This is a genomic window from Streptomyces lavendofoliae (assembly GCF_014649735.1).
Lineage (GTDB): Bacteria > Actinomycetota > Actinomycetes > Streptomycetales > Streptomycetaceae > Streptomyces > Streptomyces lavendofoliae.
The window spans coordinates 1-19,804 of the sequence record NZ_BMTP01000035.1; the positions used below are offsets into that span (position 1 = coordinate 1).

Below are 19,804 nucleotides of genomic sequence, written 5' to 3' on the forward strand. Positions count from 1 at the left end.
CCCGCGGAGCGGGTCCCTCCGGGCTGCGCCCGTCACAGCGAGCCGGGTCGCTCCGCTCCCCGGCCGCTCCCGCTCCGCGTGAGCGGAGGCGGCTCGCTCCGCTCACCGCCGGGCGGCACGCGCTCCGCGCGCACCGCCAAGGGCAGGACAGCCGGGCCGCGTTGCGGCCCGGGGCCGGCCTCCGGCCGACCGGTGGCCTCCGCTGCGCTCCAACCACCCACCACCCCACCGGCTGACCCCACGTCACCCGCCATACCACAGCGCGTGCGGCCCGAGCAGCAGTAAGAGGGCGGGGAGGTGACGGGTAGTCGGGAGAGTGACGGAGGCTCGGGGTCGGCCATCCGGAGAAGCGGATGGGGTTGAGGGGGTGTCAAGGTCCCGGATTGGCTTGCGATAAGGCAAGACTAACAGCATTCAGCCACGTTCGGGGGAATCTTAGCATTCTTTGTGCTTCATTTCTGAGCGCCAGATAGACTCTGGACTCAGAGCACACCACCCCGGACCGCTCCGGAGGGTTATCGAGATCCACCCAACCGCCTTGCCGGTGTTCCGGTGGAGCGGATCGACCAGCCGATCGCCTCAGTCCAACCGTAGCCCTTGTGGCTCCTCTACATGCAGGTTTCCCGTTTCCCGCCGCTCGAATCGACCGGGCGGCACCCCAGGAGAAGGCAGGCGAATATGTCGAGCACAGACCGCGCTGATCAGCGCGAGGCAGCCCAGCGAGAAGCCATTGACGCGGTCGTGCGTGCCCTCGAATTGCCTGCAAGATCACTTGTGCCCGAACGAGGGCTTCGAACGCAGGTGATCATGGCGACGGGATCCGGGAAGACCCGGGTGGCGGTCCGCAGCGCGGAGGAGCTTCACGCGGGCCGTGTGCTGGTGCTCGTGCCCTCGCTGGACCTGCTCGCCCAGACCGAGGCCGCGTGGCGCGAGGGGGGCCGCCGGGGGCCGATGATCGGGGTGTCCTCGCTGCGGGGCGAGGAGGTGTCCTTCCCCAACACCACGGACGTGGACGAGCTGGTGGAGTGGACCCGGGGCCTGGACAAGGTGACCGTGTACGCCACGTACGCCAGCCTCGGTCTGGGCACGCTGGAGCGGGCGCACGCCGGGGGCCTCGCCGCCTGGGACCTGATCGTCGTGGACGAAGCCCACAGGGTTTCGGGCCGGATCGGGAAGCCGTGGGCGGTCGTCCACGACAACCAGAAGATCCCGTCCCTGCGCCGTCTGTACATGACGGCCACGCCCCGGCTGTGGCAGCTCGGGGACGAGGACGAGGCCGGCGCACCGGGCGAGCTGGTCGCAAGCATGGAAGACGACCCCGACGGGCCGTTTGGCAGCAGGTCGTTCACTTTGACGCTCTCGGAGGCCATCGACAGGGGAATTTGTGCCCCCTACCAGGTCGTATGTGTGGACGTCACCGACACCGCGCTCCAGGCTGCGCAGCTCCTGGGCGCCGAAGGCCGGTCGGCAGAGGTGCGCGGGGCGCGGCTCGCTGCTTTGCAGACCGCCTTGGTGAAGGCGTCGGCCGAGGAGGGCTTCCGCAGGACGCTCGTCTTTCACCACGTCGTCAGGGAAGCCGAAGCGTTCGCGGCCGGCCTTCCGGACGTCGCCGCGCAGCTGCACGCCAGCGACCCCGAGCTGTACCCCAAGACGATCTGGGCGGACTGGCTGTGCGGTGATCACAAGCCGCTCCACCGGCGGCGTCTGCTGGGTGAGTTCGCGGCCGGGGTCGCCACGGACGGCACCGTGGTGGAGAAGTGCTTCCTGAGCTCGGTGAAGGTTCTGGGCGAGGGGGTCGACACCAAAAACTGTGACTCCGTGTACTGGGCTGACGTTCGCGGCTCGATGCCGGACCTGGTCCAGGCGGTGGGCCGGGCTCTGCGGATGCAGCCGGGCGAGGGCAAGATGGCCAGCCTGGTCGTGCCGGTCCTGCTCGGGCCCGGGGAGACGGCGGACAACATGCTCACGTCCAGGGCGTTCGGCGGGCTGGCCAAGCTCTTGGAGGCGCTGCGGGCGCACGACGCGCGGATTGTGGAGAGCCTCGCGGAGCAGCAGGCCCCGAGCCGCTACAAGCCCGTCAGCAAGGACGAGAGCGCGAAGAGCACGGGCTGGAGCGGCGAGGGCTCCGGAGGCGTCAGCGCCCCGGCCAAGGCCCTGCTGAAGTTCTCCACGCCGCGCGACCCGGCCGCGCTCGCCGCGTTCATCAACCTGCGCGTCCTCAACCCCGAGCACGAGCACTGGCGGCGCGGCGTGGAAGCCGCCGTCATCTACGCCCGCGAGCACGGTGACCTCCGCGTGCCGTTCACGTTCCGCGTGCCCGCCGCCGACGACCAGAAGGCAGAAGGTGCAGAGTGGCCGGCCTCGCTCGCCGGGTTCCCGCTGGGGCAATGGACCGCCGACGCGCGCCGGTTCTACGCCCGCGGCGACATGGACGAGGACCGCGTCGCGCAGCTGGAGAAGCTCGGCATGATCTGGAGCCACTACGACGTCGCGTGGGAGGAGGGCCTGTCCGCCGCGCGCGAGTGGGCGGCCGAACACGGGCACCTCCTGGCCCCGCTGGACGCCACCTACCAGGGCTACCGGGTGGGCATCTTCCTGAAGAACGCGCGGGCCGCCGCCCGCAAGGCGCAGGAGAACGAGCAGCGGCGTGCCGAGGGCCTGCCAGTTCAGTCGTCGGCCGGGGCGCTGTCGGACGAACGGCGCGAGCAACTGGAGGAGATCGACGCCTCCTGGTGCCCCTCGTGGCCGGTCACCTGGCAGCGCTGCTTCCACCTCGTGCGGATGCACCTGGACGCCGGTGAGGCGCTGCCCACCCAGGCGGGCGACGTCGGGCGTCAGGGCGAGGATCTCGGGCGGTGGGTGCAGTCGGTCCGGCTCGGCTGGGACCAGCTCACGACTGTGCAGCAGTGGATGTGCGAGCAGGTCCTCGGGATCGAGCCCGCCGGCGAGGACGAGAAGCCGAAGCCGCGCCGTACACAGGCCGACAAGTGGGCGATGAGCTACGAGGCCGCCAAGCAGTTCTACGAACGCGAGGGGCACCTTCAGGTCCCGAGGAAGTGGGTTGAGCGGATCGTCGGCGAGGACCAGGAGGAGCGGCAGCACAAGCTGGGGGCCTGGATCGGGAACCAGCGCTCCCGGGCCGCAACCCTGACACCCGAGCGGATGGAGCAGCTGTCGGCGATCGGAATGCGGTGGTCGTGATGACCATCGTCATCACCGCCGTCGCCGACCTCACGACCGCGAGGTGAGAGGGACACCGTCGTTGTGCGTCAGACGCTGTCGGGGCGGGGTAGGCAACTGCGTGACCGGGCTGGGAGGGATCGCCCAACCCAGCCCGGAACCCCCTTCTCGTCAGCCGGCGGCAGGCGTGTCGGGGCCCTGGTCTTCGGCTAGGCCCTCGGGGATGAAGCGTGAGTAGCTCTCGCGTAGGTGCTGGGTGACGCGAGCGTCCGTGGCTTCGTAGTTCAACTGTCGCTGGAAGAACAGCAGCTTCTTCTCGGCCGTGTCGAAGATCTCGGCCCAGCTCTTCACCCAGACCTCGTACTCGTCCTGGTCGTCGTACAGCCCCGCCGGCTTGTCCTTCTGCCGGATATCCCGAAGGATCTTGTCCGAGTAGTCGTAGGTAATGAGGTAGAAGCGCCACTTGCAGCCTTCCACCCCCTTGTACTGCGGGTTGTCCACGATGGCGCGGGCGTAGCTCTTGATCTGGCGGAGCTCGTCTTCGCCGACCTTGACGGTGGGGCGCTTGAGCTCGATGACGAGGCGCTCGGTGGAGTCTTCGTCGCGTCGGCTGCGGAACATCAAGATGTCCACCCGGCCACGGCGGCCGTCCGGTTGGATGACTCCTTGCAGCTGGTTCTCGAGGACGACGTTGTCTCCGAGCTCGGCCAGGTGTGCCTGGAGGACGTTGGTGAGTCCGATCTCGGTGCGTGCCCAGGCCCAGTCGTCGCCGAACAGCCACAGGTTCTGGGCGATCATGGGGTGGAGCTGGTCGACCTCCCGGAACTCATTCCGGAGTGCGTCGTCAGCGAGGATCTTGCGGAGCCCGCCGATGACGTCGAGGCGGTTGGTGACCTCGGTGGCCGCGCTGATGACGTGGGCCAGGTCGGTGCTGTGCAGGAGGTTCTTCAGGTGCCGGCGGTCGTCCAGGCTGAGGGCGAGGACCTTCTCCAGAATGTCGTGGAGGTCACCGGGGTTGGATTCGAGAGCCGTGCGGATGAGGTCGACGGAAAGCCGACGAGCCATGCCCTTGCTGGGAAGGGCTTCGCGGGCCACCGTCACCACGACGTCGAAGGTCTGCCGCTCGATCGCTTGTGTGCCGGTCGTCGGCCCGTCCTCGTAGGGGTAGATGCCCTCGTTCTTCAGCTGGCGAACGACCGCTGCTGAGATCTGGGCGCCCCGCAGGGCCAGATGCTCCCGAACGGCCTTGGCCGCTGCGTCCAGGAGCGCAGCGTGGGTCATGGGCAGCACGTGGAGGTCTTCCACGGTGAGGCCGTTGAACCGGTCGGACCGCAGGTAGGGGGTGAAGCTGACGATGCTGTCCGACCAGTCTTTGCCCTCCTCGTACAAGGCGATGCCGTCGGCGTTGCAGATGAGCATCTTGCGATCGCTCATCCTCCGGTTCCACTCCACGAAGGTGACCACCGCGGGCGGGCAGTCGTCACTGTCCTCCTCCGGCAGAACCAGCGGGAGGTCGACGGGCTCACCCACGATGATCTCGGCAGGATCCAGCCGCTTGCCGTCGTAGGTGACACAAACGTCGGGGTAGGCGCGCAGATAGAACGCGAGCTTCGCGGTGAGGTTGGCCGCGGCATCGTCGCGTTCTAGGAAGCGCAAGGACTTGCCTTGGGGAACGCGAATACGGACCGTCGTTCCCGGCTCGTCGCGGTCGGCTTCGGTTTCCACAACCTGCCAGATGGTGGCGTGGTCGGCATTGCCGCTGGCGCGGACGCCAACGAGCGCGTCGTCCACCAGGGCCGCCGAGTCCCAGGTGAGCTGGTCTCCCAGAGCGAAGGCGAAGAGCCGTCCTTCGCCGTTGCGGCCATGCAGGATGCGGGTGGCGCCCTCAGTGTGGGTCTGGCTGGCCTTCCACGTCTCGCCGTATCGGTGAAAGGACTCACGCGCCCGGTCCGGCGTCATGCCGTGGCCGTTGTCCGTCACCACGATCTGCTCGATGGCGTCGCCAGGGGCACGCTGGAGCTGGACATCGACTTGGGTGGCATTCGCGTCGAGGGCATTCCACACCAGCTCGGCCACGGCCGTGATCTGGGGTTTCTTCTTGAACTGAAGGATCTTCCCTTCGCCGACCGACAGCATGAACTCGGTCATGCGCGAAGTCGCCTGTTGCGGCACGGACGCGACGGCGCTGTCCGTGGCTACCGCTGCACCGAACAGGTGCTGTCCGTCGTGTTCCCCTGACATGCGGTGACCGTACCGGTTTCCCCCATCCCAGTACACATCGCAGAAGCGGTTCGGCAGCTCCTGCACCAATGCGTCGCGGTACTTGCTCTGCCGCGATCCCTCTCAAGAGGTGTCGCCGGACCAGTCCCAGCGGTTCCGTTCGCCAAGGCGCGGGTCGTACAGGGCCCGGCGCCGGCGCCGAACTGGCCGAGCTCGGTCATCAACGCGGGCCTTGATGCTGTCGCTCCCGACGTGCCCGGGGACAGTGAAGGGCCGACGGGCCAACCCGAGACGGGCGCAGCTCCGCCCCGGCACAGTGGCGCACCCCTGTACCGGGGCGGGCATGGTCTGGGCCCTGGAACGGCTTCTAGGAGGGCTGGTGACCCGTCCCTTCGAGGTCGCCGACCGTGTTGATCACATTTCCGATCCTGTTGTTCACCGAGTCACCGAAAGTCTGCGAGTTGAAGTTGAACGACTCGTCCCGTGCGACGCTTCCGATGTTGCCCTGGCTGTCACCCTGACTGGCCATTGCCGTTCCCGTGAACGACAGGGCGGCCCCCGCGAGGGCGACAGCAGCAAGTACGCGCTTGGTGTTGTTCATGCCCCGCCAATGATCTTGAATCCCGGTGGGTTACGTCCGGACCGGGCAGACCCTGCCCGGTTCGCGGCCCGGGCCTCATCCCTCCCAGGGGGCACGGAGGGGCCGACTCGAGCGGTCTTACGGCCGGGTGGGGCACGGTGACAGCCATGCGCCGCTGGGTCCTGGCGGGATGGGTCGTCGGCTGAGGCATGGCTAGGGCGAATGCCGCCGAAAGCATGCCGTGCGCACCGGCCATTGCTGTTGCCGCGTACCGGCCGCCTCGTCCTGGCCAGCCCTTTGAGCATCAGGTTGAGCATTTAGAAGTCGCGAAGGCGGCGCCGAGCCGTCAGGACGGACCGTCCAAGGCGGATCCGCCTGCCCGGGTCCCCAGATCCACATCAGGCGGGGCGATGCGTGTCCGGTTGGCCGGTGTCCGGGGGGTTACAGCAGGTCGAGGTGGGCTTGGACGTAGGGGATGGCGATGGATTCGACGGGGTGTACGGGGTTGAAGGCGGGGTGGACGTTGACTTCGAAGACGACGCCGCCGTTTTGTGGGGCGAGGTCGACTCCGCCGAAAGGAAGGCCCAGCGACTTGGTGGCCCGTACCGCGAGTTCACCCAGGCCGGCGGGGAGCTCGTTGGGGGCGAGCACGGCGGTGGTGGTGGCGCCCTGGGCGATGTTGCACGGTGCGTCGGGATCCGGTTGCAGGCGTTCGTGGGCTTGGAGGACCTGCCCGTGGAGGACGAGTACGCGGAACTGAGTGCGCTGCCCGGCCGGGGTGAAGTTGCCGGCGTCGCGGGCGATCAGCCAGCCCTGCCCGGCGTCCTGGTAGAAGCGGGCCGCCTCGTGCAGCTGCTCGTGGGTGGTGATGTGGAAGACGTCTCGGCCGCCCATCCCAACGACCGGCCGGGCCCACACATCCCGCCCCAGCCGCTCGAACGCATCCACGCACTCCTGTTGGCTCGCGCCGCTCAGGGTGAGGGTGTCCATCTGCGGGATACCGTCGCGGGCGAACCGCTCGACCATCAGGTCCTTCTCGGTCGCCACCTTCCACGCCTGATCGTCCAGACCGAGGGAACGCGCCCCCAGCTCGCGCAGGCGCCGCTGGAACGCCACCAGATGACGCCGCCGGTGGGGCGGGATCTCGAAGATGAGCACAGCCGAGGGCCACACCGCCCGGTCCGCACCCGGTAGGGAAAGCTGCAGCCGGCCTTCCACAGTGCGGGCCTGCCCGTCCCCACCGGTCATGAAGCGGCGGGCATCGACGAGTACGGGCGGGGATCCGGTCAGTGCTTCGACGGCTTCGGCCAGGATGTCCCGGCTGCCCTCCGTCGAACTGTGGTCGGTCATCAGCACAAACTCACCCGTCTCCATGGGCACACCTAACCGGCACCCACAGAGATGATCAAGATGTGGATGCGGTCATGGCTCAATCCAGCGGAGGCCCTCTGCCAGGGGCACTGGGGCACGACACAGCACAGCGCCGGCGACACGGTGCCCGCGCGGTGAGGCACGCTGAGCTTGCGCCGCAGATGCCTGGCGGGAACTGATCGAACGCTGTGAGCAGCCTGCTGTACTGCGCGTATGGCAGATCAGAAGCAGTGCACGGTGGTGCGCACCGGACAGTACGAGGGTGTCCAGGGCGGCATGTTCGGCGCGGGGATCAGTGCCCAGTCGGCCGGGGCGGAGCGGCTGTGTCTCCATCGGCTGGTGATGCCGGCCGGGACCCGCGGCCGTCCTCACCTGCATGAGGGGCACGAGTCGGCCATCTTCATCCAGTCCGGCCAGGTCGAGGTCTGGCACGGAGAAGGACTGACGGAGCATGTGACCCTGCGGGCGGGCGACTACATCCACATCCCCGCCGACACCCCCCACATGCCGGTCAACCCTGGTTCCGAGGACATGGTGTGCCTGGTCGCGCGGACCGATCCCGACGAACAGGAAGGCGTCCGGCTCCTGGACCTCCCCGTGTGGCTGGAAACCCGGGTCGGCCCCCTGCCCGTCGGCGCCGGCTGAACCGTCCCGGCCGGCGCCTCCCCGCGACGGGTGCCCAACGGCGCGTAGCGGGCGTCACCCTCCCCGGCTGGACCCCGCCATCGCCGGCGAGCAGCGCGGGCTCCCGCCTGGTCGAGGACTACGACTGCACCGGCAAGCCTGGCGGCAACTACATGCACCCCACTGACTGCACCAAGTTCATGAGCTGCGTCGCCGGGCGGTACGCCTACGAGCGCAACTGTGCCGCCTGCGACCCCGACCCGGCCGACTGCCCCACCGGCAGGCTTCACTACGACCTCAACTCCGACGCGTGCCTGTGGTCCTACGAAGCCAGCTGCGTCACCGAGCAGGCCCCGCGATGACCCCAGCACCAGCGGGACCCTGAACAGTTGCCGCGAGCAGGTTCCGTGCGCCGACCGATGTTCTGCCGCATCGTCGCGGCACGGGCGTGTTCGCGCTCGTCTTCTGCCCACAGGCAGGGGCCCCGGACCTGTCCTGGTCCAGGGCCCCTATTGATGTCCGGGCAGGGTCAGCTGGGCTGGTCGCCGGTGTAGCGGAAGATCTCACCGCCGGCGTTGACGTGCCACACAGTGCCGTCGGCGCCGGCGGCGATGTCGGAGGCGGTGCCGGGGATCTTGATCCACGGGTTGGTGCCGCTGGCGTCGTTGTTGGTGTACCGGTAGATGCTGCCTGCCGGGTCGATGCCCCACACGTTGGTCCGGGAGCCCACCGCGATCCGCTTCAGGCTGCCGGGGACGTCCGCCCACGGGTCTGAGGGGTCCTGGTCGCCTGTGTACCGGTAGACCCGGTTGTTGCTGTTGACACCCCACACCGTGCCGTCCGCTGCCGCCCCGATGTCACTCAGCCCTCCCGGGATCTTGATCCAGGGGTTGGCGTCGTGGTTGGTGTACCGGTAGATGCCCCCGGCGGAGTCCACGCCCCACACGTTCGTCCGCGATCCCGCATCCATCCGGACCAGGCTCCCGTTGATGCCCACCCAGTTCGTCGAGCCCTGGTCCCCGGTGTACCGGTAGATCTGGTTGCCGCTGTTGACACCCCACACCGTGCCGTCCGACGCGGCACCGATATCACTCAGCCCTCCCGGGATGTTGATCCACGGGCTGCCGTCGTAATTGGTGTACCGGTAGATGGAACTGCCGGAGTTGACGCCCCACACCGTAGTCCTGGAACCCGCCGAGATCGCACTCAGCCCGCCCGCGACCTTCACCCAATCCGCCACGCCAAAAGCCCTTCCTCGAACCAGCAGTGTCACCATCCTCGCCAACGAGATGAGTGGATAAAGCAGGTGAATACATGTTCTGATAGCAAACAAGTCAGAAATCAGTGTTTACGTACCTGACTGCCTTGCATGGCAACGGAGAGATCAGCTCGGCCAAGAAAATCTCGGCCGGAAGCGGCGTCCCACCCAGGGAGGATCGACACGCACACCGGCCTGTGCATCCTCGGAACAAGCAGCGGCCTGCAAGCGGACGGCCGGAAGCCATCGACAGGCGGACCCTCCGTCGCCGTCGCCCGCTGCGAGCGCGTTGGCGTACAAAGCACGCGTGGGGGCCTGGAGAGCGCACTGCCCCATTGCGATCTCATCACTGCCTCTGTCGACGTGCCGCACCCGGCCGATGCGGAATCTGCCGGACGTGGCAGCCTGGCCGTATGCGCGCAGACCCGTCACTCCTCCAGGGGGAGCTGGTCGCCGGTTGCGCCGACCTCCAGACAGGCGTAGTCGGGGTGGTCCAGGCGGTGGTGGACGTAGATCTGATCTGCCCACGGCGGGTCGAGCGGCGTGAACGCCCGCAGGCCCAAGACCCGGCCGGTCGGCCGGTCCGGATAAGCCGCGTTGAAGTCCGCGATCGCGGCGGCCTCGCCGATCTGCTCGATGGTGCCCGGCAGGTCGTCGAGGTAGCAGGTGACCCGCGGCAGCAGATGCTCGTGCTCCGGTCCCCGGAACAGGTCGAGGGCGGTCACGGTCGAAGAGTAGTAGTCCAGGTCGAGGCTGACGAAGCCGACCGGGTGCTCACGCAGCAGGTCCGCGCGGGAGTGGAGGTAGTGGGGCAGGGTTTCGGTGAGGTCGCCGACCACCAGCTCCGCCGCGCCCAGACGGGCTCTGAGGCGGTCTTCGTCCATGGTGTAGAAGCCGACACCGAACAGGTAGGGCAGATCGCGCGGGTCCTTGGCCGGGGGCATACCCAGGCCGCCGTCGAAACCGACCACCCGCACCGCAACACCGGTGGCCGTGCTGTAGTAGCTGGCGTGCTCGGCCAGGGCCAGGAGCCCGTTGCCGCCGGCCACCCCAAACTCCACCACCGTCACCCCACGATGCCCCAGCCGCGCGGCCAGCTCGGTGGCCCGGCGCACCCCGTAGGCATAGTGCGCCCGCTCGACCAACCCGAACCGGTACGCCGCATCCGTGCTGACCCCCGGCAGGCGTCTGAGCAGCCGATTGCGCGCCGCGTGCCGGGTGCCGGACTTCGACCACTCCCACACCACATCGGCCACACCACCGGCCGGCCTGCGGCCGAAGGGAAGACCCTTCTGGGCAGTGGTCGGTATGCCTTTGCGCACCACAGCGCTCCTCCTGGACGACGGACAAGTCGGTCCGTCACAACCTCCCCCCCCTCACCTCGCTCCCAATCAGGCAAGATCCAGCCAGCGCGACCGACCCGTGCCACGGGGCTCGACCCCGCAAGACAGAGGCGCTGCGCTGCTACACCACCGCCTCCGCCGACACGTGCCCGACGAACACCCGAAGGTCGACCGGGAGCAGCTGCGCACGGTGGAGAAGGGCCGGCGCTCCCCCGCTCGCCGCGCTGGCGAAGCAGGCCGCCCCGTCCTGCCCCGGGCCGCTGCTCGTCGACGCCGCCTCACCCCCTGTGTCCGGCGGGATGGGCGGCGTCGCCGGTCAGCCGCGGCGGCGGAACAGGCCGCGGAGCTTGCCCGGCTCCTGACCGCCGTGCTCCAGCTCCGGTGGCGTGGCGGCCTGGAGGCGGGCGGCTTCGGCGGCGGCTTCCTTGCGGGCGACGTCGTCGGCGTGGCAGGGCCCGCACACCGACAGGTCCCCGGCCTTCCAGGCCGTTCTCGCGGTGGTCTCCTCCCAGCGCTGGTCGGTGAACTTCCTTCCGCACCGCTTGCACACCGGCCGCTGCGCCTCCCGCTCAGCGGCACGGCGCCGCTCGTCCTCCGCTTCGGCGCGGGCGTACTGGCGGCGGTAGAGAGCGTCGCCGTCGGGGTTGTCGAGCGCGTCCGTCAGAGTCTGTTCGTCCGCGCGGCCCAGGCGCCGCCACACCGCCGCATCCGCGCCGTGCTCCGTCAGCTGCTCCAGGGTGGTGAAGACGACCGGCACGGCCTGGCTGTAGTCCTTCGCCGTGATCGCCTCGCGGTAGTAGGTCTCGTACCGGCGCGGCGCCCAGAAGCGGCGGCCGGCCTCCTCCAGCACGGCGACCGTGTTGGCAACCTTCGCCTCGGTGGTGTCCGCGAACACGAACGCGAGCGGCACCAGGCCCTCCCGGCCGGTCGGCGGGTAGACCCGCCGCCACAGCCGCTGCTCGTGCTCTACGTCCTCAATCGCACCCGGCCGGGAGCGGACCAGATCCACGGTGCGCTTGTCCGCGTCCCGCGGCAGCAGCCGACCCCACTCCCAGTACCGGCGCAGCTTGGTCACCAGATCGTGCGCGTCCTCGGAGCGGCGGTCGATCTCCAGCAGCAACACCGACACCCCGGCCTCCGGCGCCCGCACCACCAGGTCCGCCCGCTGCACGTACCCGTCCGCGAACCGGTGCCCGATCTCGGTCTGGAAGCCGAGCCGGTGCCCGATCCCGGCACGGTGAAGTTCGGCAGCCGTCGTAGTGACCGCCGCGGAATGGTCGTCATAGCCGGCGCCGAGCAGCTCCCCGGTGACCGGGTCGTACTTCTCCTCACGCAGCGCCGAGACCCGTATGCCCTTCGGCTCCAGCAGCTTCCTCGCCTCGCCGTGGCCTCGCTTCGTCAGCACCCACACCTGCCGCTGGTCCTCCCGGACCGTTTCGATCCTCACCAGGCGGTGGTCCTCCAGATCCAGGAGGTTGTCCCGCACGAGCTTGTCGTGCTGATTGTCCGGACGGGTCAGCTTCCACAACTGATCGGGCGTAGCCCTCTGGAAGATCCCCAGCGCTTGCAGCAGTTCCCTCCGCCGGGGCCCTGTCGAGTTCTTCCTGTGAGTAGGACGCCTTTGGACATGAGGGTTGCCGGACCTGCGGCGCCCCCCTGTCCGCCGGGCCTGACCTGCGGGAACTCCCGGCCCTTGGCGACGGGGCACGGAGGGGGTGATGGAGGGGCCCACGGAGGGGGACTGCTCGCCCCGGTCAAGGGGCTGCTCGGGCTCGTCTGCGGTGCTCGCCACAGGGTGCTCCTGAAAGGTGGGGCGGGCCCATCCCGCCGTTCACCTTCTACAGGTCCGGTTTTCCGCTCTCGTGTGACGCCGATCTTGAAGAACCTCTCCGCCGTGACCGCATCGTGATCAACCCGGAGGGGGAGAGTTCTCCCCCTCCGGCGGCTGGACTCTGTCCACAGGGCCGCGGTTCGAGGGTCGCTTCGAGGCCGCCGCGATCAGCAGGAGCGGCCCGAACGTTGAGGAGCCGACATGCCCGACACCACGCCGCTCGCCCCGATGACCCCGCACGCGGCGATCAGCGCCTTCAACTACCTCCGGGCCGTCCAGGCCGACGACATCGGTGCCGCCCGCGAGTTCGCCAGCGCCGAACCGCGGATGCCCGAGCTGCTCGTCGACGTCTCCGAACGCATCGTTGTCCCGGTCACCGCGCTGCCCGGCCTGGAGGCCGGCGAGCCGTGCGAGGACACCTTCGCCCTGGAGGCCCTCGGACGCGTCTTCGTGACCTCACTGCGGATCTGGGCACAGGCCGGGCCGGACACGGCGCAGGGCATCGCCCGCGCCGTCATCGACTTCGCGCAGCAGTTCCTCACCGAAGACCACGAGGACGTCGCCGACACCCTGCGCCAACTGGAAGCCGTTGACGTGGGCCAAGCCCTCGATCCGCACCCCGCACCGACCAGCGCGCACCCGGCACGCCTCACTGCCGTGTAAGTGCGCGCGCCGCGCAGTTGCGGTGCGCACCACTACCGCGAAGCGCGCGCACCACCGCACCGCGCTGTCCGGCATCGGTGCCGGCGCACCGCACCAGGCGCGCCACGGGCGGCGGGCTCCTCTATCACGCACCCCCTTGACCGCGGTCTGATCGGCGGCCGGAAGGCGCTATGGCAAGGAGAAATGGGCCAGGTAGCAGAGGTGGACAAGGGGGCGCGCGTCCAGGTAGCAGACCTGGACAAGGGGTCACGCGCGAACCCGGCCGCACCTGGAGAAAGGGTGCCAGTGCGCGCACCGGGTGCGGTGGACATCGCGGTGCGCACCACGGTGGCGTCCATCGTCATCCGGTGCGCACCAGAGTGGAGTCCACCCGGTGGAGCCCATCGGGTGGACTCCACTCAATAGTTCCACTCAGTGGAACCCATCGGGTGGCCTCCACTCGGTGGACGGTGTCCGGCATCGTCACCACAGCCAGGCGTTGAAGTGCCGCACCCGGGACAGGGCGCGGGCATCGCGGCGCGCGGCCGCGTTGCCGATCCGGTTCTGCCGGGAGCGGGGCCGGCGCGAGTGCGCGGCTGCGAGCCGGCGCTTCCCGGCTTCCTGGAGTCGCTTCCGCTGCTTGCGCAGCTCCGCCTTCCTCGCCGCCCTTCGACTTCGGCTTCCGGGGCCGCTTCCAGATCGGCTGCCACCCCAGGGGCTCATCGGGCTCGGGCTCCCGCGACCGGCACCGGCACCGGCACCGGTATCGCGCCTACCGCGCCCGCTGGACCGACGGCTGCCCCCAAGCGCCCCATATGGTCCGCACTGGCACTGCGGACGCTGGTGCCACTGGTGGGGTAGGTGCGTCTTGAACGATGTGGGATGCATGCCGGCGCTTGGCATGTGGGAGTAGACGGTGGAACCGATGAGACCTATCCGCCCCAGGTGGACTTGTTTCGCTGAAGGTCGCCTCCCACCGGCTGCCTGCTTGCTGACCTTGCCGGGGCTCGCAGCGAACCTCTCCGCAGCCCTCCAGCCACATCAGCGCAGCCGTTCCACGCAGCAGGACGCCCGTTGTTTTCCGATTGTTCAGTCAGGGGTAGTTCTCCGGGCATGCGTGATTTAGTGCGGGAGCAGTACTACCGGCATCGTGCCCCGGTCTACGACGAGACCAGCTATCGCGGCGACCCCGTGGTGAACGCCGGCCTGGACCGGGAAACCGCCGCCATCGGCAAACTGCTGACCGCGCTGCCCGCAGGCCGGGCGCTCGACGTGGGTTGCGGGACCGGGGTGTGGACCCAGTTTTTGCGCGGTCGGGTCGTTGCCCTGGACCAGAGCGCGGAAATGCTGGAGCTGGCCCACGCCCGGGCGCCGTGGGCCCAGCGGGTCCGGGCGCTGTTTCCACCCTTGCCGTTCGCCACTGGAGCCTTTGATCGCATCGTCACCGGGAACTTCTATGGGCTGCTGCGGCCGGCGGAGCGGGCCGCATTCCTCGCCGAGGCGCGCCGTACGGCGCGCGAGCTGATCGTGATCGACCTGCGCAGCGACGGCGACCGGCACGAGGAGAAGACAGAGGTACGCTCCGTCGCCGACACCACATACTCCATTTTCCGGCGCCGGTTCACCCCGCAGAGCCTGTGCTCGGAGCTGGACGGAGAGGTGATGTACGAGGGGGTCTACTTCCTTGCGGTGCGGGTCATGTGGCCAGCGGTGTCTCAAGGGTGATCAGGTGCGATTCGCCCGCCGCTTCCCCGTCGTCGGGAACGGCGATCATCCGCAGGACGCGCCCGTCGGTCTCCAGGTGCACCGCGTTGTAGGTGACCACTCGGCCGGCCGGTGAGAGAACGGTCACCGGCGCTTCGTGCTCGATGCGGCCGGCCTCGATGTCGATGACGGCGATTCCGCCGAGGCTGAAGACGCCGGCCCCGGCCAAGAGGTACTCCGCGATGCCCGTGCACACCATGTGGCCGCCGCCCGCGGTCACACAGGTCTGGTAGTCGACGAAGTGGCTCTTGTTGTCGGCCCGGTGGATGAGCTTCCCGTCGACCGTGAAGGTGAGCAGCCGCCGGGAACCCCAGGTGACGGCATGCAGCAGGCCACTTTGGCGGTCACGCACGATCCCGCCGATGTGGTCGTCGAAACGGAAGGCCTCCCGCACCTCCAGGCTGTCTGGGTCCACCCGGTAGACGATGGAATGGGAGTCGGGCCGGTATTCCGCAGTCGGCACCCACAGCGATTCGCCGTCATAGTCGATACCACCCGGGTGGTAGATCGTGCCTTCGCCCACGCTCACCCTGCCCAGCGCCGTGCCATCGGTGTCCGTGACGAACACATGGCCATGGCCCTGGCCGGGAGTCCGGTCGTAGCCGTCTACCGGACTGTCGTGGAAGCGGGTCGCCTCGGTGATTTCGGCCGTCGACACGTACAGGCGTTGGTCATGGCCACGCGTGACGCCTTGAGGGTGGTGAGCGGGGAAGTCCAGCGGCACTTGTGCGACCACCGTCCAGGGCGTGTTCCGGGTCAGCCGCCTCACCGCCACGACTACGGCTTCGTTCGAGTCGTCAGGCACACCTGTGGACACTGCGGAATCAGAAAGGCTCATAACCCGGTGAACGAGTTCTCTCCGGACTCGTAACGGGAGCGGGGCCGCTGCGGGCCAGGCCGTGGCCGCCTTCGTCGACGGCCTGCGCGCCCACCGCACGCTCCGCGTCCGGGCCTGCGGATCAAGGGGTTGCGCCGCGCACCCGGGGCTCTACGGCCATACCTGGGCCGGCAATGGTCGGGAAGGCTGGCAGTACGACCCGGAGTAGTCCAGGTCGTACAGCACGTCATCTGGCGGCGCATCGGCACCCATGACATCCGCACCGGCCCGTGACGCTGCCCGGACCGAATCGGCAGCGGAGGGCAGGCGCGGCAGCGGTCTTCACGAGCAGCGCCACCGCTGCGACGGCGACGACTGCGGCCGCAACCCACTCCCCCGCGTCCCGGGGCATGCGCGGCCTGGGCCGCCACCTTGCCATCAGCGTGACGCCGGCTGCGAGATGGACGGTGCCGGCGAGTGCGCCGGGGTATCGGTGGCCTCACCGAACCCGACGACCTGTCCCCACAGCCCGACACCAGCCTCCATCGCAGCGATGCTCTAGCCGCTCATTATCTTCCGGCCGGGAGCAGGCTTACGCCTGAGATAGCTCCGAACCCGGCCGTAGCCCTCCGGTACCGTGCCCGCCATGATTGCCCTCCCCATCTATAGTCCGTGTCCTACGTGGTGGGGCGGACGAGTCGCTTGTAGCAGCACAGGGCGGCGGCAAGGCCGAGGAAGGCCAGGTAGTTGCTTGCGGGGAATCGCGCTCGTAGCGGGGCCTGAGTCTGCGGTGGTCGGAGAGTCACGGCATGGTGCGCTCGATGACCCACCGGCCGTCCTAGTCGTTCGCTGGACTCGATGCCCTCGCGGTCGATGCGGACGTCGATGCGCTTGCCGCGGAGCCATCTGCGCAGGTCGGCCCGATCGTAGGCTCTGTCCGCGTGCAGGCGCTGGGGTTTGAAAATTTTGAAGTAGGGACCGCGGTGGGGGTCGTGTTTCGTCTGGTGGCCCTGTCGTGGGTCTCCGGCCGAGACGCCGACAACGAGGGGCAGCGCAACGACGCCTCACCACGCAGGGCACGCTCTTAGCCCCGGCCCACCCACGGGCGCCGCCAGCACCATCCCCACCCTCGAGTCGAGGCCACCAGCGCGATACGCCGCGCACCCCCAGCAACTGCGGGCGGTTGGGACGGATACCGACCTTGACTGCGTGTCTCTATGCGAGGGGGCGCGTTAGAAGTATGAAGGAGTTCCTTTCGGCTGAGGAGTAATTATGAAATACGTGCCCACTAAGTTCAGGGGGCGACGCATTGAACCCTGTGGTTATGCCCCGACTGGGCGAGCGCAGCTGCTGGGCGGGGAGCAGTCCAGCCACTCCATTGCACTTGAGGGCGGGCATGCCGCAGCGAATTAGCATCGTGTCACTGGGGCTACGAGGCGACACCCAGCCGTATGTCGCATTGGGCAGGGCCCTGCAGCGGAGGGGCTTCGACGTTCATCTGGTCGGCTCGTCACGCTACGCGGGCCTGTTGTCCGGTACCGGCGTTCGGTTCACGCCCGTTGAGCCGGACATCGAGTCTCTGCTCTCCAGCGCCGACGGTCAGCGCTGGCTCGCATTGGGGCAGGACGCGTTGCCGTTTGCGCGCTGGATGAAGCGGGTGGTTGGGCCAGCTGTGGACCAGTTGCTCGAAGAAACCGCTGCAGCCGTGCAGGAGAGTGACTGTTTCATTCACTCTCCTTTTGCTCTTCCGGCGGCCAGTTTCGCGGAATGTATGGGTGTGCCGTCGATGCTGGCTTCCTTCCTGCCGGTTCACGCAACGCGGGAATTTCCTGCGATCGGGTTCCGCCGTTCGATGGGGGGACTCGGCAACAGGATCAGCCTGCAGGTCGCGGAACAGATCTTCTGGCAGGTGTTCCGGAAGCGCGTCAACGAGTGGCGCGGAAGAGCCCTCAAGCTTCCACCGTGGCCGTTCTCCGGGCCATTCAAGGAAGCGCGACGGAAGTCTCGGCCGACGCTTTACTGCTTCAGCCCTATCGTGCTTGGAGTTCCTCAGGACTGGCCGGAGTGTGCCCACGTCACGGGCTATTGGCAGCTTGATCCGCCCACAGGGTGGCAGCCTCCGGGGCCTCTTGTCGACTTTGTGGATGCCGACGGTGCTCCTCTCGTGTACCTCGGGTTCGGAAGCATGGTCGCAGGTGATCCCGAGCAGCGTTACGGATTGATTCGGTCCGCTCTCAATAGAGTTGGCGCACGCGGTGTGTTTCTTGGCGACCCGAGCAAAACGGAATCCGACGATCTAGTCCATGTTGTCCCTTATGTGCCGCACACGTGGCTCTTTCCGCGGGTCGCCGCCGCCGTGCACCATGGGGGGGCAAGCACCGTCGGTGCGAGCCTTACCGCCGGCCTGCCCACAGTCACTTGCCCGCACTTCTTCGACCAGCCGTTCTGGGGGGCCAGAGTGCATGCCCTGGGCGCGGGACCGCGCCCGCTGCCCGCCAGAGAGCTGACGGCCCGTAACCTCGCCGATGCCGTGTCGGCGGCTATCGGGGACAGTTCGATGCGCCGTGCAGCCGCCGAACTCGGTCAGCGACTGCGGGCAGAATCAGGACTTCACAAAGCCTGCGACGTAATCGAACACACTCTTCGTGAGGCATCGAGCAGTACGGCCTCTGTGAGGCGTGCTGCATGACTGCACATGCAAAAGCAGTGGTTGCCGGAGGTGCTGGTTTTCTCGGCTCCCACTTGTGTGAGCACCTCCTGTCCGAGGGCTACGAAGTCCTGTGTGTGGATGACCTCAGTACGGGCAGGGAAAGCAATGTCCGCTATCTGATGGAGCGTGCAGGTTTTTCCTTCGTTCATGCGGACGTGTCCGCGGATCGCTTCGCAGTCGGCGGCCACGTGGATCTCGTGTTCCACCTCGCCTCGCCGGCATCCCCGGCTGCGTACCTGGCCAGGCCGGTGGAGACTCTCATGGCCGGATCGCATGGGACACGGAACCTGCTTGAGCTGGCCCGGAGCCGGGGCGCGCGATTCCTTCTGGCGTCCACCAGCGAGGTCTACGGGGATCCACAGGTCAACCCACAAAGCGAAGGGTACTGGGGGCATGTCAACCCGGTGGGCCCGCGCAGTGCCTATGACGAAGCGAAGCGCTTCGCGGAAGCGCTGACGGTGGCCTATCGGAAGGCGTTCGGAGTAGACACCGGGATCGCCCGGATCTTCAATACGTATGGTCCGCGGATGCAGGCGGACGACGGGCGTGTGGTGTCCACCTTCATCCGGCAGGCTCTGAGTGGAACCCCGCTCACCATCCATGGCGAAGGCCACCAGACACGGTCGCTGTGTTACGTGGACGACACAGTCGAAGGGTTGATGCGGCTCGCCCGCTCAGGACACTCAGGCCCGCTGAATCTCGGCAACCCGCGCGAGCTGACCGTACGGCGTATCGCGGAGATGGTGCGTGTGGTGACGCGGTCCGATTCACCGATTGAGTGCGGTCCTGCCATGGTGGACGACCCCAAGGTCCGATGCCCGGATATCTCTCTCGCCACGACACTCCTGGAGTGGTCCCCCAGCGTTCCTCTCGAGACGGGTTTGGAACTTACGGCGGAGTGGATGGCCGGAGAGCTCGCCGCCGCACCGCAAGCCCAGTACGCGACCGTTGCGCTGGGGCGCGCATCGTCGTGACCGACGCCGCTAGACCCCGTCCGACAAATAGTCATCTGGTGGGCACGCGGAGCGAGAGCATCAGGGAAGCCAGGACAACTCCGGCACGGTATCGGTCGGCGAGCTTGTCGAACCGCGTCGCGATCGCGCGGACCTGCTTGAGACGGGCGAAGCATCGTTCAACTACTTTGCGGTCGCGGCAGACGACCTTGTCGAAGTCGGCGGCCGGCCGCCGAGGACCCCGCGTCGCCGACAGGGGGGAATGCCGAAGGGCCCGCACCTCCCGGGAGGCGCGGGCCCTTCGGCGCGGTCGGGACGACTTAAGGCCAGGCCGTCGGAGCAGGAGCACAGCTCTGCGGTACACACCGTGGTGTCGTCGCCGGGGCAGAAGGCGAGGACAAGTGGCTCGCCTCGCACAGGGTGCAGTCGCGCCGGGGAAAGGTATTGCCGTCTAAGACCGTGTCCTACATGGTCAGTTGGCGGTTGTGCTGGGCATGGGGAGTGGACGGTG

General features: G+C 68.2%; 14 protein-coding genes and 3 pseudogenes. 7 read left to right on the plus strand and 10 right to left on the minus strand.

The genetic code is table 11. The features are described 5' to 3' along the window. The first annotated feature begins 678 nt into the window (after window positions 1-678). Window positions 679-3,201, plus strand: coding sequence for a DEAD/DEAH box helicase (locus tag IE109_RS32100; protein WP_189554887.1), 2,523 nt, complete (start codon window positions 679-681; stop codon window positions 3,199-3,201). 150 nt (window positions 3,202-3,351) lie between these two features. Here the strand turns inward: IE109_RS32100 and IE109_RS32105 are convergent, their stop codons facing one another. The 3 genes from IE109_RS32105 to IE109_RS32115 form a co-directional block, all read right to left on the minus strand. Further along, complete coding sequence (locus tag IE109_RS32105; RefSeq protein ID WP_229891867.1) at window positions 3,352-5,421, minus strand: ATP-binding protein; 2,070 nt, start codon at window positions 5,419-5,421, stop codon at window positions 3,352-3,354. Window positions 5,422-5,767: 346 nt separating this feature from the next. Further along, window positions 5,768-6,001: a hypothetical protein gene (locus IE109_RS32110; protein ID WP_189554888.1), complete on the minus strand. Its 234-nt coding sequence runs from the start codon at window positions 5,999-6,001 to the stop codon at window positions 5,768-5,770. A gap of 420 nt (window positions 6,002-6,421) precedes the next feature. Continuing rightward, window positions 6,422-7,330 carry an ATP-grasp domain-containing protein gene (locus IE109_RS32115; protein ID WP_229891868.1) on the minus strand — a complete coding sequence of 303 codons (909 nt, stop codon included), beginning with the start codon at window positions 7,328-7,330 and terminating at the stop codon, window positions 6,422-6,424. A gap of 234 nt (window positions 7,331-7,564) precedes the next feature. On the opposite strand from IE109_RS32115, the gene IE109_RS32120 reads away from it, so the two are divergent. Together IE109_RS32120 and IE109_RS33825 are read left to right on the plus strand one after the other, a co-directional pair. Continuing rightward, window positions 7,565-7,996: a cupin domain-containing protein gene (locus IE109_RS32120; protein ID WP_189554890.1), complete on the plus strand. Its 432-nt coding sequence runs from the start codon at window positions 7,565-7,567 to the stop codon at window positions 7,994-7,996. Beyond that, complete coding sequence (locus IE109_RS33825) at window positions 7,951-8,337, plus strand: carbohydrate-binding module family 14 protein (RefSeq protein ID WP_268251500.1); 387 nt, start codon at window positions 7,951-7,953, stop codon at window positions 8,335-8,337. Before IE109_RS32120 ends, IE109_RS33825 begins: the two co-directional genes overlap by 46 nt. Window positions 8,338-8,504: 167 nt before the next feature. Here IE109_RS33825 and IE109_RS32130 read toward each other — a convergent pair whose 3' ends face one another. The 3 genes from IE109_RS32130 to IE109_RS32140 all read right to left on the minus strand — a co-directional run bounded on the left by IE109_RS32130 (window position 8,505) and on the right by IE109_RS32140 (window position 12,104). Beyond that, window positions 8,505-9,215, minus strand: a complete 711-nt coding sequence (locus IE109_RS32130; protein WP_189554892.1) for a tectonin domain-containing protein — start codon at window positions 9,213-9,215, stop codon at window positions 8,505-8,507. 446 nt (window positions 9,216-9,661) lie between these two features. Then, a complete protein-coding gene (locus IE109_RS32135; protein WP_229891869.1) occupies window positions 9,662-10,555 on the minus strand; it encodes a hypothetical protein in 894 nt (297 codons plus the stop codon). Between the two features lie 337 nt (window positions 10,556-10,892). Continuing rightward, on the minus strand, window positions 10,893-12,104 hold the full coding sequence (locus IE109_RS32140; protein ID WP_189554893.1) for a hypothetical protein: 1,212 nt from the start codon (window positions 12,102-12,104) through the stop codon (window positions 10,893-10,895). 504 nt (window positions 12,105-12,608) lie between these two features. Between IE109_RS32140 and IE109_RS32145 the strand changes: the two genes are divergently transcribed. Continuing rightward, a complete protein-coding gene (locus IE109_RS32145) occupies window positions 12,609-13,070 on the plus strand; it encodes a hypothetical protein (protein WP_189554894.1) in 462 nt (153 codons plus the stop codon). A 462-nt stretch (window positions 13,071-13,532) separates the two neighbouring features. Here IE109_RS32145 and IE109_RS32150 read toward each other — a convergent pair. Next, a pseudogene (locus IE109_RS32150) lies at window positions 13,533-13,788 on the minus strand (hypothetical protein); the annotation flags it as partial. 374 nt (window positions 13,789-14,162) lie between these two features. Here IE109_RS32150 and IE109_RS32155 point away from each other — a divergent pair. Continuing rightward, window positions 14,163-14,774, plus strand: a complete 612-nt coding sequence (locus tag IE109_RS32155; RefSeq protein WP_189554895.1) for a class I SAM-dependent methyltransferase — start codon at window positions 14,163-14,165, stop codon at window positions 14,772-14,774. Here the strand turns inward: IE109_RS32155 and IE109_RS32160 are convergent. Both IE109_RS32160 and IE109_RS32165 read right to left on the minus strand, forming a co-directional pair. Next, window positions 14,746-15,618 (minus strand): DUF6454 family protein, encoded by an 873-nt coding sequence (locus IE109_RS32160; RefSeq protein WP_189554896.1) that lies wholly within the window; start codon window positions 15,616-15,618, stop codon window positions 14,746-14,748. The two genes, IE109_RS32155 and IE109_RS32160, sit on opposite strands and share 29 nt — an antisense overlap. Window positions 15,619-16,307: 689 nt before the next feature. Continuing rightward, window positions 16,308-16,589: pseudogene (locus IE109_RS32165) on the minus strand (transposase); the annotation flags it as partial. A 437-nt stretch (window positions 16,590-17,026) separates the two neighbouring features. Between IE109_RS32165 and IE109_RS32170 the strand changes: the two are divergent. Both IE109_RS32170 and IE109_RS32175 read left to right on the plus strand, forming a co-directional pair. After that, window positions 17,027-18,319, plus strand: coding sequence for a glycosyltransferase (locus tag IE109_RS32170; protein ID WP_189554897.1), 1,293 nt, complete (start codon window positions 17,027-17,029; stop codon window positions 18,317-18,319). Continuing rightward, on the plus strand, window positions 18,316-19,314 hold the full coding sequence (locus IE109_RS32175; RefSeq protein ID WP_189554898.1) for a UDP-glucuronic acid decarboxylase family protein: 999 nt from the start codon (window positions 18,316-18,318) through the stop codon (window positions 19,312-19,314). Before IE109_RS32170 ends, IE109_RS32175 begins: the two co-directional genes overlap by 4 nt. A gap of 31 nt (window positions 19,315-19,345) precedes the next feature. On the opposite strand, the pseudogene IE109_RS32180 reads toward IE109_RS32175, so the two are convergent. Continuing rightward, window positions 19,346-19,542 (minus strand): annotated as a pseudogene (locus tag IE109_RS32180) (IS5/IS1182 family transposase); the annotation flags it as partial. Window positions 19,543-19,804: the final 262 nt, after the last annotated feature.

Excerpts from the sequence above, each read along its gene's own strand:
- IE109_RS32100 (WP_189554887.1), top strand. The coding sequence starts at position 679 with ATGTCGAGCACAGACCGCGCTGATCAGCGCGAGGCAGCCCAGCGAGAA.
- IE109_RS32105 (WP_229891867.1), bottom strand. The coding sequence starts at position 5,421 with ATGTCAGGGGAACACGACGGACAGCACCTGTTCGGTGCAGCGGTAGCC.
- IE109_RS32110 (WP_189554888.1), bottom strand. The coding sequence starts at position 6,001 with ATGAACAACACCAAGCGCGTACTTGCTGCTGTCGCCCTCGCGGGGGCC.
- IE109_RS32115 (WP_229891868.1), bottom strand. The coding sequence starts at position 7,330 with ATGACCGACCACAGTTCGACGGAGGGCAGCCGGGACATCCTGGCCGAA.
- IE109_RS32120 (WP_189554890.1), top strand. The coding sequence starts at position 7,565 with ATGGCAGATCAGAAGCAGTGCACGGTGGTGCGCACCGGACAGTACGAG.
- IE109_RS32145 (WP_189554894.1), top strand. The coding sequence starts at position 12,609 with ATGCCCGACACCACGCCGCTCGCCCCGATGACCCCGCACGCGGCGATC.
- IE109_RS32155 (WP_189554895.1), top strand. The coding sequence starts at position 14,163 with ATGCGTGATTTAGTGCGGGAGCAGTACTACCGGCATCGTGCCCCGGTC.
- IE109_RS32170 (WP_189554897.1), top strand. The coding sequence starts at position 17,027 with ATGCCGCAGCGAATTAGCATCGTGTCACTGGGGCTACGAGGCGACACC.
- IE109_RS32175 (WP_189554898.1), top strand. The coding sequence starts at position 18,316 with ATGACTGCACATGCAAAAGCAGTGGTTGCCGGAGGTGCTGGTTTTCTC.